We start from the raw sequence: 12,994 nt of genomic DNA, 5'->3' as shown, positions 1-12,994 counted from the left end.
CAAATTATCGTTCAAAATGAATCAGATGTGCGTCCTCTCGCGAAGATAACGTGGAATAATGATTCAGAATAGGAATGTCCCCATAGAACTCAATGGGCAGGACCACATAGCTGGACTGAAAATAATCCGATCCGTTCCAGCGATCCGAAAAGTATAGGTACTCCTCTTCTGACCGCTTCAGCACAAATGCTGGTTGCGTTTGGTACGTCGTTTCATCGCCAAAATCGCTGAGCATCCCCCATGGTCCATCCATCGTATCAGCCATCGCGTATTTCCCTTGATTGGGAGCCCAACCCGTGCAAAATGAGGTTAGCATATAATACTTCCCTTTTCGTTTGAAGACAGCTGGCGCCTCCCGATACTCCCCCTGCCACAGCTTTCCGACAAGACTTTCGACATTAAGGTAATCCTCCTGCAGACGATAGATGTGCAGGTCCGCATTGTCTCTGGCAGCCGAAATAAAATAAGCCGTCCCGTCATCGTCCTGAAAGAGCGTGCAGTCACGCGACATATACCCGTAGGGATTAAAGCTGCCATGATACACGAAATGACTATCCGGAGAATCCGATGTGGCAATGGCGCATGCGGCATCGTTGTAATTGTTACCATTCTCATAGTGAGCCCAGAGTACAAACTTTTTGGTCACCGCGTTGAAAAGCACTTTAGGCCGTTCGAGATTTACTTTTCCACCTTTATCGTTCACTAATGCCAGATTTGTCCTAACTCGAATGGGTGCAGCTGGTGTAGAGGTGGTCAAGATATGGTTTCGAAACTCCCAGTTGAATATATCTTTGGAACGATAACAACTCACATATATATCATCCCTCCGATCTTCGCCATACCAGTAATAATAATCGTCATGGAATAACATATGTCCACCATGGGCATGGATCGGCTGACCGCTTGAATCATTCCAGATGCCACCATTGGTTAATTGATTATTCACACCGTTACCTCTCTTCTTTTAGGAACATCGTTAATTGGTGTCCGATCCAAATACCTTCACTTCCCATAGTCTTGGCGTGTACCAATTGTTGGGATTGTTATGAAGTGCCGCATTTTGCATATTAATTCGTACATACCTGGCAGCAGTGCTCGATAGCGTATCTGATGTGAAACCGTAAGATGTATTATTGGTTCGATCCAATGCCACGGTCCAGTTTACATTATCCGTACTGGTCTCGATTTTATATTTGTAATAACCTTCGGAGCCTTTTTGCATCCACCAGGAGATTTGCACATTATTCAATTGCTGAACAGAGCCGAGGTCGACCTTCCACCAATGTGGCCAGGAACTGCCTGTGCCTACCCATTCGGTTTGATAGTTGCCATCATTAGCATAACTTGCCGGATTTGTTCCAGTAACCGTTTGGGCTGTTGCCGGTTTACCTTGTGACAGCAGTTTTCCATTCTGAACGGGAACGACAACATCATCGCTTGTGTTATAAAGGACTTGATCAAAATAATCATAAAATGCGTAGCCATCAGAGAACCAAACGGGAAGCAGTCGTTCCTCTGTTGTTCCATTTTGCGTACCTGCCCAGCCAAACATCCAGCGATACGCAACCATAACCACGTTGTTGCCCGTATCTGGCTTCACCCGCATGACGGAACCCGACTGCGCCGAGAAGGTTGACGTGTTGCCAATCGTCCGTAATTCAGACCAATCGCCGTCTATGCTTGTTGCTGAAGAATACAAGGGTATGCTCGGATACCAACCTGCCGCTTGGGAAGAGAACAAGTAATAAATGCCATCTTTTTTGATCATTTTGGGCAGTTCCCTGTGTTGATTTTGGTAAATAACTGAAACTTGATGATCCACATCCAGCCAATCGGAGGTCAATTTATACAAAATCGTGTCCGAATTATTATTGGCCGTAGAGATCAGATACGCCGAATCATCATCATCTTTGAAAATGGAGATATCCCGGGATTGGTTCCCTTCTGGTCGAAAGCTTTTGTGAAATGTAAATTCTTCTCCAGGCGTGGCTGAAGCCACCGATACTCTGGCAAGTGTGTAGTCTGTACTGTTTTCATAGTGAGCCCAAAAAACAAATTTGTTCGTGGGCGCGTGATATAGGATATTGATCCCTTCAAATTTAGAGTTGGCCAGATCGGGATGATCCGTGTAAGACAGGACCACTTTGTCGTTACCGTAGGAGATGTCATCCGTTGACGTCTGTTGAATCATTTCGCCAAAACCGCCTGATGACTTTTGCACAAAGTTAAATCTGTAGTAGGTGTCTCCAACTTTGAGTTCATTCGGGAGCATGAGAGTAGATTGTGTTGTGTTATCAAAAGTTGTGAGGTTCTCTGGTAGGCTGTAAGGGATATATTCTGTTGAGACAGCGGAGGTAATTAAGGAAGTCCCGGCATATGCCTTCACTTGGTATTTGTACGTGCTACCTATGTTGAGGTCATAATCATCCGTCGTTGTACCGGTTAGGGTCTGTAATATCGTATAAGGCGCATTGTTCTCGGATCTGTATAACTCGTATGCAGTCGCTCCCTGGACAGGTGCCCAATGAATTTTGGCATTGGATACTTCGGATTCATTCTTCAGGACAAACAGTGTTGCAGCGATCTTGGTCTCTTCACCAGCAGCAGCGTGAATAGTTTGAGCTGAGGACGTTAAATGAACTGTTAACAACATCAATGCAATGACGATAGCCATCCACGATTTACCTTTGATCATGTCTCATCATCTCCTTTTTTAGAAGACCAACCTTCCTGGTGCCGGAAGGCTGGTTCAGGTGAAACTAGACTTTATTTCAAATTCATCAGTGTCATTACATCCGTCTCGCTGGCTTGGTTGTACCATTCGTTAACTTCTTCGATCACGGTGTCTCCGCCTTTTTCATGCCACTGTTTCACAAAGGTATCAAATGCTTCAAGCGGCTCATTGCCATATATGATTTTGGTGAACGTCTCTTGTTCCATGGTGGTCAACTGTTCCCACACATTTTGCATCGTTGGCGTTGGTGGACCGTTAAACTCATTTGGCAGTAAAACATCTCTGTTTTCATACGAAATCCGGTATCCGTCCTGCGTCGTTTGATCCTTCGAGGCGCTCTGAATGAGGACACCCGTGTCGGCTTTAACTCCATTCGCCAGATCGTAGTAGGATTGGCCGGGACCATCAACACTCGGTGTATTTTTGGTAAATGCCATTTTCCCAACGCCTTGCACAGCCTCTAATGGCGTATTAAATTTCGTTGGATCAAAAGTGACTTCATCGTTAACGATATCGTAATCGTATCCTTGAGCGTAGCCGTATTTGAACTCCCCTGTGCTGAACGCTGCGTCGTACATTTTATCGTAGTACAGGAAGAAGGCTTCCATGTTCTGAAAATCCTTGTTAAACATGAATACACCATCGTTCAACTGGGCGGATTGGTAGGTCTTATCACCGTTTACACCTTGAATGGTCGGATAAGCACTAATTTTTGCACCCTCCACATTTTTCTCTACGTCCTTCACACTGTCGTACAGCCAAGGACGACCAATGATGATACCAGCTTTCCCCTCCGTAAAATCAGACAGTGCATCCCAGGCCCCTTGGGTGGCCAATTCTTTGTTCAAGTACCCTTCTGCATACCAATCGCGTAACTTGGCAAGTGCTTCTTTGTTGCCAGGAGCCACAGATCCATAGGTGAGTTTGCCGTTGTCGTTATGCCATTGCCTTGGAAGATGTTTGCCCGTGTATGCGCTGAATATCATGACCGGATCGCTGACCCAGCCCGTATTGTAGGAATCTTTACCTGAAAAAGTAAAGCCGTATGTGTCTTTCTTGCCGTTCCCATCCGGGTCCTCATTAGTGAACGCCGCGATGACTTGTTCAAACTCATCAATCGTTGTTGGCGCTTTCAAATTTAACCTGTCTAACCAGTCCTGGCGGATCAACATGACTTCGCCTTCCGTCAGATTGGGTGCAATCGCCATCCCGTAGACCTTGCCCTCCCTAACCACTGGATTGAAGGTGGTCGGGTATTGTTTGTATATTTCTTTTATCCGGTCAGGCATGTAGGTTGAGATGTCTTCTGTAATCTCCTTGACTTGCCCCGACTCAATCAGATCATTGACCAGCATGGTATCATAGACGGGCAGAACGTCTGGTAGTTTCTCGGAACCCGTCAACGCCAGCCGCAACTTGGTATTATATTGTGAAGCATCACCTCCCAGCAGGGTGGTTTGGATTTTGATACCCAGGTTTTGTTCGCCCCAGCGGGTCAATACATTGTCATTCAACGTCTCACCGTTGATGTACTTTCCAGCATTTTCGTCCTGTTGTTTGGCGATGGTGATCGTAAACGGTGGATCATATTTTCCGTCCTTAAGCACCGATGCCGGTGTGGTCTCGGAAGCACTCTCCCCTTTGCTACAACCAGCCACAAGAATAGCCGACAGCATAACCATACTTACCATTTTCCATAAATCAGTTCTTTTCTTCATGGAAAGATGCCCCCTTCACTCATACTCAATTTGTTTTCTATATAAGTTCAACTAATTGCATATTTACACTGGCACTTCGATAACAGAACACCTTCCGATCGCTGTTATCGTGTAAATTTTAGTTGAACATATATAGATCGAATTTTTCGTCACAACAACTATTCTTTGACGGCTCCAAGTACAATCCCCTTCACGAAATATCGTTGTAAAAAAGGATAGACCAAAATGATCGGTAGTGTGCTGACGAAAATTTGAGCTGCTTTGATACTTTGCTCCGACATTGCTGCAACTTCAGATTGGCTCATCGCCATATTCTGCATATTGCTCTGCACAACGACCGTCTGTAAGAACGAAGCCAACGGATACTTACTTGCATCCGACATGTACAAAATCCCGTCAAACCAGGAGTTCCAGTGCCCCACCATAATGAACAAGGATACGGTCGCGATGCCAGGTAGAGATAATGGTAAATATATTTTGCTGAGTATTACAAAGAAGGACGCTCCATCAATGAAAGCCGCTTCTTCCAAGGCTTTGGGAATCGTTTTAAAAAAATTGACGAGAAGAATCAAATTATAAGCACCGAAAGCGCCCGGTAACACAAGAGCCCAGATGGTATCCTTTAATCCAAGGGCTGTGATCAATATATAAGAAGGTATCAATCCCCCCGAGAAGAGCATGGTAAAGATAAAAAACCACATGAGCACGTTGCGTCCCCTGAATTCCTTGGACAGGGCATATCCTGCACAGGTAAGAATAAACATACTGATGGTTGTACCCAATACGGTTCGAGTGATGGATGTCAGCATGGCACCGTTGAAATTAGAATTGTTGAACGTTTTGATATAGGCATCCACATTGAACCCAATCGGCCAAAATGAAACCATATTACCGCTGATGGCCGCTTTACTACTGAGCGACTGCGCCAATAGATGAAGCAGTGGTAGGAAACACGCCAGCCCCGCCAGTATCATGAACGCGTAATTAAAATAGGAGAATACTCTATAGCCCGTCGTTTTATGGTACATGATCCCTCTCCCTCCTTGTTAGAATATTTTGTAATTGGCGTATTTATAGGCCAGCCTGTAAGAGACAACGATCAAGATCAAGCTAATCCCCGATTTGAACAGTCCTACAGCGGTCCCGAAGCCGTATTGCCCGTTTAACAAGGATGAACGGTAGACATAGGTGTCAATGATATCTCCCGTACTGTAGACTAGCGGATTGTAAAGATTGAAGACTTGATCAAAACCCGCGTCCAGAATATTCCCCAGACTCAGCGTAGAAATGACGATGATCATGGGCAACATGCTAGGCAAGGTGACGTATCGAATTTGCTGCCGGCGTGTGGCACCATCAATCTCGGCCGCTTCGTAATAAGATGGATTAATTCCCGCAATGGTCGCCAGATAAACAATCATGCCAAAGCCAAAGCTCTTCCACACATCGCTGATCACAACCGTGAATCGAAACAGATCAGGATCACCTAAGAAGTAAATGGGATCGTTGCCGAAAACCCTTGTTAAGATATGATTGATTCCTCCGTCTAATCCGAGAATATCAATCATCAACCCCGCGACCGTAACCCAAGATAAGAAATGTGGCAGATACACCAGTGTCTGTACACTTTTCTTAATGCCCATATTTCGGATCTCGCTCAGCAGAATAGCCATGACGATCGGAACGATAATACCAACGATAATTTTAGAAACAGCGATAATTAACGTATTAACGATCGCTTGTGTGGCTTCTTTGTACTGGAAAATTCGTTCGAAATTATCTAACCCGATCCACCGTGAACCTGTGATGCCCAGCCATGGTTTGTAGTCCTGGAATGCCATGAGCAAACCTACCATCGGGCCATAAGAAAAGATGCAGACAAACACAAATGCGGGAATACACAGTACGTACAAAGGCCAGCTTTTCTTGATTTCCTTTTTGAATGAATTCCGCTGGGAAATCTTTGTTTTTGTTTTTTTCGCGGATCTGGCGGGCACAATCTCGTTAATGTTGCATACCTCCTCTATGATGGTTCTTCGAAAGCTATCCTTGAAGATAAGCTTAACAAAAGCGCTTTCACTCCAAAATGCCAAAATTTCAAGATCATCACCCCACCCTGAAGCACTTTAAAACCGCTTTCATTTATCGCCGTTGCTGCCCTTCCGCTTTTCTAAGGTTTGGCTTATATTAAAGTTAATCCGATCTGGATTTTAAACTTCTGCGTTTGGCGATATGAAAGGAAACATATATGATCAGAAAAATGTATATGAAGCGATTCATCTATTTCTTTGTTTTTTTTCTGCTGCTGACGTTAAGTTTGTTTTTCGTGATGAACCGATTAAGCTCCAAGACACTTGAAGAAAATCTGATTGGCGCTTCCAAAAACCAGCTTGATTATGTGAAAGGCATTCTGGACGGGATTATATACGAGGCTAACATGTATGGAGTTCAATATGCGGCAGACAGTGATGTCCGATTTTATCAGAGGCATGTTATCGAGCTGAGCAATTACGATTCCCAAATGAAGAAAAACGATATTGTTGATCGCTTGCGGCAAACGCTCCTCTCCAGTCGATCAATTGAATCGATCGGCATTTACTGGAAGTCTGAAAAAACGTTTCTGTCCACCAACAGTATGCCGGAGGCGAGACTTCCGTTCAAGGATGTTCATCAACGGGGATGGCAAATCGTCGGCAATAGCTTGTATTACTTTGCTCTCTACCCTTACATCCAAAAATCCGGACAAAATGAACCGACTCAGTACGTCGTTGGTGTAAAGCTGAATACCGATTATTTGAAAAATCTGCTGAAAAAGGCTGTGAACAACGACAGCTCAAACGCTTTTTTTTGGTTTAATTCCCATCAGTTATGGAGTGAGAAAGAAGTTGACAACGATTTATTGAAAGCGGTTACTGAAATGCTTTCTCCACAGCCGGAGATCACTTTGAAATATGATTATCACACCAAGTCGGACGATTACTATGTTCTTTCCCGATATATTGAATCAATCGACGCCTACCTGATTACATATACACAGACGAATGATTTTCTGCAACCGATTGACCGCAACCGTAAAGTTTTTTTTGCCAGCATTTTAGCCGTTTTCACGCTTGGTCTGGTTGTGATCTTTACGTTTTACCGGAACTATTACCGTAATATTCGTTTGTTGGAGCGGAAGTTTTCACAGGTCGAACAAGGCAATCATAATACTCGTATAACCGAAAATACGGATAGAGAGTTTTACAGCCTGTTCAGAAGTTTTAATCATATGGTTACCGAGGTCCAGGATCTGTTCGTATCCTTGAAGACTGAAACGGAACTAAGACGAAGTGCGGAACTTCAACAACTGCAAGCTCAGATCAATCCTCATTTTTTGTACAACAGTTTGTTTTTCATTATGTCTGTGGCTCAATTTTCACCTGATTCTGTCATGCGCATGAGCAAACATCTGGCTGAATATTATCGTTATTTAACCAAGTTGGACCGGCATGAAGTCACGCTGGAAAGCGAGCTTCAGTTTGCGGAACATTTCCTGATTATTATGGCTCTTAGCAAAAAAATGGAGTACAGCATTGATCTGCCCCCAGAACTGTCCTCTCTTCCCCTCATGCCGCTGATCATCCAGCCAGTGGTTGAAAATGCGATTCAACATGGAATTGAAGGACAACAAGGTGCCCATCGGGTGACGATTGATGTAAAACAGACAGAGACTGCGATAACGATCAAGGTCTCCGATGACGGCAAAGGTCTTTCACTGGATGATATCCGCAGCCTGGAGGCTCGGCTTGAGAGTGATACCCCGCCTGAAGGAATTAAAGGCGTAGGTCTCTGGAATGTAAATCAACGTCTGAAAAATACGTACGGCGAACGTAGCGGGTTACATTTTACTACTAATGATTGGGGCGGCTTGTCCGTCCTGCTGCTCATCAGCATTCCTGAGGTGAAAGGAGATAACTAATGCGATTATTAATTGTGGATGACGGACATTATGTCGTTGAATATATGAAGCATTTACTCGATTGGAACACCTTTGGCATTGATCAGATCGAGACGATGACCAATTCGATTGAAGCCCGAGAGATGTTGACTCAAAACCACATCGATATTCTGATTACTGACATCCGAATGCCTGAGGTTTCCGGTATTGATCTGCTTCAACATATCCACCAACATAACTTGCCAACCAAAGTGATCATCCTTTCCGGCTACTCTGAGTTCGAATACGCGCAACAAGGAATTCGTTTAGGAGCGCTGGACTATCTGCTCAAACCTGTAGACAAAGATGATGTGGAGAAAGCCATGTCCAAAGCCATCAACCATATTACAAAGACAAGGCCCGCTCAATCTGTTGCATGGGAGAACTTCGATGGATTGGAGTATCTGCTTTCCCTGCTTGGTCACAATGAGACATTAAGAAAGCAATATGATGCGTATACTGAATTTTTAGGGCGTCGTCGTATGTGCTGCTTCAAGCTGGATGGTTTCACACAGGAACATGAGGATGTTATAAAACACGCTGTCGGAGACAAATTGGATCGTCTCCTTTGGAATGCGGGAACGGGACTGTTCGGTCTGGTTCCGGAAGAAGCTGCTGTAGAACTGACCATCCAACTGGAGCAATCAGTCGCGTCTCCTCCCTTTTCATTGACTGATCGAAACGTGACCCGACAGATGTTCTACCGATTCTTTCTTAATGAGGACGTACACTCAGCCGACTTCAGCAGCATATTCAACCATTCTCCGTCATGCGGTGATTGGGAGTCTGCCGGAAATATCATTAAAAAATATGATCAAATCCACCTCCATAAGCAAAAAATAATCTTTCTCATGGAGACCATTCTATATGTATATCTGACGGACAAGGATCGCGATCCCTCTGAAACTGTGGATTGGATATTCAACCTGTTACGGCATCCTGATGAACTAGCTTCAACTCTCATGGATCGGGTCAGTCGGATCAGAAACAACAAACAGATGTCCATTCAAACCATCGTTGACAAAGTACAAACGTATATCGAAGACAATCTGTCACATGGCCTTAGCCTGGATGAACTGGGGAAAGTTGCACATCTCCATCCCGTCTACTTTTCCAAACTGTTTAAACAGGAGACAGGAGAAAATGTGTCAAACTACATTTCCAGGAAGCGGTTGGAGAAGGCTTCTCAACTGCTTCAAGATTCGGAACTCCGTGTAGCCGATATAGCTCAGATGGTTGGTTACCGAAAAAATCAATATTTTATCCAGTTGTTCAAAGTCGAATACGGAGTTACGCCCTACCAGTACCGCAGAAATATGATCCATCAATGACTTCGGTTGAATATGTTACATAATGGATATGTCCAATGCAGTACCGAAAAAGCCCAACTTCCACTCTTCAGTTTAAAGAGTGAGTTGGGTCTTTTTGGTGCAATTAATATATAAGAAACTTTAATGAATGACGTAGCGATTTTTGTTTTATTTGTTTAAGACGCTGTGGAGGTGAGTGAATATTCGTTTAATCTTGGGTTAGGTCGATCATCTTATCAAAGCAATATGAATCTCTGTCATAGCCGTTATGCTCATAAAAAGCATGGGCGTTGGTTCGCTTCATTCCACTACATAAAATAATACTTGATATTCCCCGTTCTTTAGCAAAATTTTCAGTCTGTCTTAGTAGTTTTGTACCTAATCCTCTATGTTGCAGATCCCTTTTAACAGCAAGAGCTTGAATATGTAGATAACCAATTGGAACTCCTACGGATAATGCCTGTACAATAGTTACAAAACCGACCACATTATTTTCTATCAATGCGACAAATGTTTTGTAATTCCCGGCCTTATTCATCTCTTCCATAGTCACTCGGAAGTTTGCATCATTAACATTACGAATTTCAAGTACATCATTCCATAAAAGAACAACTTCAGCATAATCATCTGATATAATTTCTCGAATTTTAATATCCATACTAAACAACCTCCTCAAGATAAAATAATCGAACAATATCCCTATCCCTCTATTTGTGTTAAGGTTCTCCGCGCTATTTGCAACGGCAAGTTATAGGGCCATCCTTTGTGGGGATGACCCTTTATTAATCTAGATTTGTTCAGTTTACATCTTCGTTAACGCCTGCATTTCGCTCATATAAAAGCATTATTTTTTCTTCACGGGTATCCAGATTTCTCCTGAACCATTCCCATGCCGTGCCATTCCATAATACATTTCGAAAGTAGGGCCCTCAACCTGTTCGTATTCAGATGTCGGAAACCACTCAGAATAGATTCGTTCCCATAGTTTTTGCATATCACACTGCGGCTCCGGGAAGACCGCCCACGTTAATGTTGGGATAGCAAGTTTTGTGAATCTCTCCGGAATCTCAAGCCCCTTAGGTACATGATAACAGATCATGTATTTGAAAGATTCTTTAGTGTGATCATAAAGGGCGGCGTGTAACATGGTGTCACCAAAACGTCCCAGTAAGTCGTTCATCATATCAACGCTGCCATCATCATCACATTTTATACGGAATAGAGGAACTTCAGAGAACGCTGTTTTCTGGTCTGCATTTATAATTCCATATACTCCAAACATCTCAAAAGAATCTCTTTGCTCAATACGGTAATTCATTTCGACATCCCCTTTTATTGAAATATGAAAGGACATTCGAGGATAGGCTTTTAGAGAAACGCCTGTATCACGCGCGGATATAGGCATAATACCATGAAGATTCTTAAAGGCGCGTGCAAACGCCTCCGGCGAATCATATCCATATTTCATAGCTACATCAATAACCTTTGAGCCTGTTGTCTGCAGTTCGAATGCCGCCAATGTCAACCGTCGACGTCGAATGTATTCCGATAACGTTACGCCAGTAATAAATGGAAACATTCTTTGAAAATGATAGGTAGAGCAACAGGCTCTATGTGCTATTTCATCAAATGAAATAGTGTCCGCTAAATTTGTTTCGATATATTCCATGGCACTATTCATCCTGACCAACCAATCCATCGTACTCCCTCCCTTCAAGGTAATTTTATGGGAAATAAATAATGAATACCTTGCAATTTCTGCACGAAAAAGTCAGTAAAAAACTTGCTCTTATATATGATACGGTTCACCGGGTCATCACTGGAGTAATCAAGAACAGAGTAGACATGAGCGAATCATCTGGAAGTACGACAATGGGACTTGTTTTCCCGGCGTATCTTAATCGGACGCTAGCGCAATCCATGTTGCGAAGTATATCGATAAAAAACTTTCCATTTAGTGATACTACAAATTCTTCCCCATACATCTCAAATAGTGGAATTTCATTCTGAATATCTCCAACATCGGCTGTTTTGGACAATAGTTTTAATGAGTCTGCATTAGCTACTAATCTAATCACTTGTTCACTGGCCATCACAGTTACACATTCAACTGCTTTCAACAAACATGCTGTATCAACTGCGATTTCACATAAATAAGATTGAGGAATTACATTCTTAATGGATGGAAACGTTCCTTCAATAAGAGCAGACTCCACTTTCAGTCCAGTTGTCACGAATTTAACTCGATTATTACTCACTTCAATTTCAGTTGTGTCATCTGTTTTGTTCAATATTTTCGATAATTCATAGAGATTTTTCGCTGGAATAACAGCGTTCAAACTGTTGTGGGTAGCATCTTCTAAATGCAAAGCACGGTATGCAAGCCGCACTCCATCTGTAGCAATTAAGTTAAGACAATCATTACTGCATTCCAAAGAAACTCCTGTTAATATGGGGCTGGTCTCGGACGTTGATGCTACGATTGCTAGCTGTTTAATAGTCGAACGAAGTAAGGAAGTATTAATGCGTAGTTTAGTAGAAGGGAACGCCTCTCCATCATCAATGGAAGGGAATTCTGTAGGGTCCATTCCGCATAAACGTAATTGAGAATGACCGGATACAATCGAAAGAATCATTGGCTCTTTAATTTCAAGTATAACTTTGTCACCATTAAGTTTACGAATAATATCGTGAAAATAACGCGATGGTATAACGATAGCCCCTGTTCTTTTTACAGTCAGAGAAACACCATCTTGAGCAATCATAGACTGTATCGTCATACTTGTATTACTTGCCGTAAAAGTAACGCCATCTGTACCTGCTTGAATATGTATTCCTTGAAGAATAGGTATTGAACTATTTGCTGCTACTGCCTTTATCACATGTTGTATGGCATTCATAAGAGAATCTTTTGTTATCTCTACCAGCAAAAACCTCACCTACCTTGAATAAAAAAATTATTTTGTATAGAAGGACTCAATGATGTTACGTATAGCCTCCGAACGAGAAAGTTTATGCTCTGTGCAATGGTTTTCGATTTTCTCCCACATATCCTCTGTTAGAGTTAAAGATATTTTTTTGGTCACACCTATACTCTTTCTCCCGGAACCTTCTCGCAGACCACCTCTCGAAAAGACAAAACCTAACTGGCCTTCTTTATTAGAGACACCAACTTTAATGTTATTGTTGTTCAATATAATAACACTCCCGAATTTTGATTTAAGTAACCTCATTCAAAAATATCTCTTCTCATTTT

11 protein-coding genes are annotated in these 12,994 nt (G+C 42.8%); 2 read left to right on the top strand and 9 right to left on the bottom strand.

Annotated features, from left to right (window positions below; all coding sequences use genetic code 11):
• Positions 1 to 4: 4 nt before the first annotated feature.
• The 5 genes from AC6CIF_RS11795 to AC6CIF_RS11775 form a co-directional block, all read right to left on the bottom strand.
• Positions 5 to 946, bottom strand: coding sequence for a family 43 glycosylhydrolase (locus AC6CIF_RS11795; RefSeq protein ID WP_498199765.1), 942 nt, complete (start codon positions 944 to 946; stop codon positions 5 to 7).
• A 30-nt stretch (positions 947 to 976) separates the two neighbouring features.
• Positions 977 to 2,695, bottom strand: coding sequence for a discoidin domain-containing protein (locus tag AC6CIF_RS11790; RefSeq protein WP_498199764.1), 1,719 nt, complete (start codon positions 2,693 to 2,695; stop codon positions 977 to 979).
• Positions 2,696 to 2,766: 71 nt separating this feature from the next.
• Positions 2,767 to 4,452, bottom strand: a complete 1,686-nt coding sequence (locus tag AC6CIF_RS11785) for a type 2 periplasmic-binding domain-containing protein (protein WP_498199763.1) — start codon at positions 4,450 to 4,452, stop codon at positions 2,767 to 2,769.
• A 158-nt stretch (positions 4,453 to 4,610) separates the two neighbouring features.
• A complete protein-coding gene (locus AC6CIF_RS11780) occupies positions 4,611 to 5,480 on the bottom strand; it encodes a carbohydrate ABC transporter permease (RefSeq protein ID WP_498199762.1) in 870 nt (289 codons plus the stop codon).
• An 18-nt stretch (positions 5,481 to 5,498) separates the two neighbouring features.
• Positions 5,499 to 6,383, bottom strand: coding sequence for an ABC transporter permease (locus AC6CIF_RS11775; RefSeq protein ID WP_498199917.1), 885 nt, complete (start codon positions 6,381 to 6,383; stop codon positions 5,499 to 5,501).
• A gap of 317 nt (positions 6,384 to 6,700) precedes the next feature.
• Between AC6CIF_RS11775 and AC6CIF_RS11770 the strand changes: the two genes are divergently transcribed.
• Together AC6CIF_RS11770 and AC6CIF_RS11765 are read left to right on the top strand one after the other, a co-directional pair.
• Positions 6,701 to 8,410 (top strand): sensor histidine kinase, encoded by a 1,710-nt coding sequence (locus AC6CIF_RS11770; RefSeq protein ID WP_498199761.1) that lies wholly within the window; start codon positions 6,701 to 6,703, stop codon positions 8,408 to 8,410.
• Entirely contained in the window at positions 8,410 to 9,759 is a 1,350-nt protein-coding gene (locus AC6CIF_RS11765; protein ID WP_498199760.1) for a response regulator, read from the top strand. Before AC6CIF_RS11770 ends, AC6CIF_RS11765 begins: the two co-directional genes overlap by 1 nt.
• A 187-nt stretch (positions 9,760 to 9,946) precedes the next feature.
• On the opposite strand, the gene AC6CIF_RS11760 is transcribed toward AC6CIF_RS11765, so the two are convergent.
• The 4 genes from AC6CIF_RS11760 to AC6CIF_RS11745 all read right to left on the bottom strand — a co-directional run bounded on the left by AC6CIF_RS11760 (position 9,947) and on the right by AC6CIF_RS11745 (position 12,932).
• Positions 9,947 to 10,396 (bottom strand): GNAT family N-acetyltransferase, encoded by a 450-nt coding sequence (locus AC6CIF_RS11760; protein WP_498199759.1) that lies wholly within the window; start codon positions 10,394 to 10,396, stop codon positions 9,947 to 9,949.
• Between the two features lie 186 nt (positions 10,397 to 10,582).
• Positions 10,583 to 11,437, bottom strand: coding sequence for an AraC family transcriptional regulator (locus AC6CIF_RS11755; RefSeq protein WP_498199758.1), 855 nt, complete (start codon positions 11,435 to 11,437; stop codon positions 10,583 to 10,585).
• A gap of 106 nt (positions 11,438 to 11,543) precedes the next feature.
• Complete coding sequence (dnaN, locus tag AC6CIF_RS11750; protein WP_498199757.1) at positions 11,544 to 12,668, bottom strand: DNA polymerase III subunit beta; 1,125 nt, start codon at positions 12,666 to 12,668, stop codon at positions 11,544 to 11,546.
• 27 nt (positions 12,669 to 12,695) lie between these two features.
• Positions 12,696 to 12,932: a ribbon-helix-helix domain-containing protein gene (locus AC6CIF_RS11745; RefSeq protein WP_498199756.1), complete on the bottom strand. Its 237-nt coding sequence runs from the start codon at positions 12,930 to 12,932 to the stop codon at positions 12,696 to 12,698.
• Positions 12,933 to 12,994 lie beyond the last annotated feature (62 nt).

The organism is Paenibacillus sp. GQ49, from assembly GCF_059759055.1.
The sequence above is the reverse complement of the archived record's forward strand: the minus strand, read 5'-3'. Positions and strand labels throughout refer to the sequence as shown.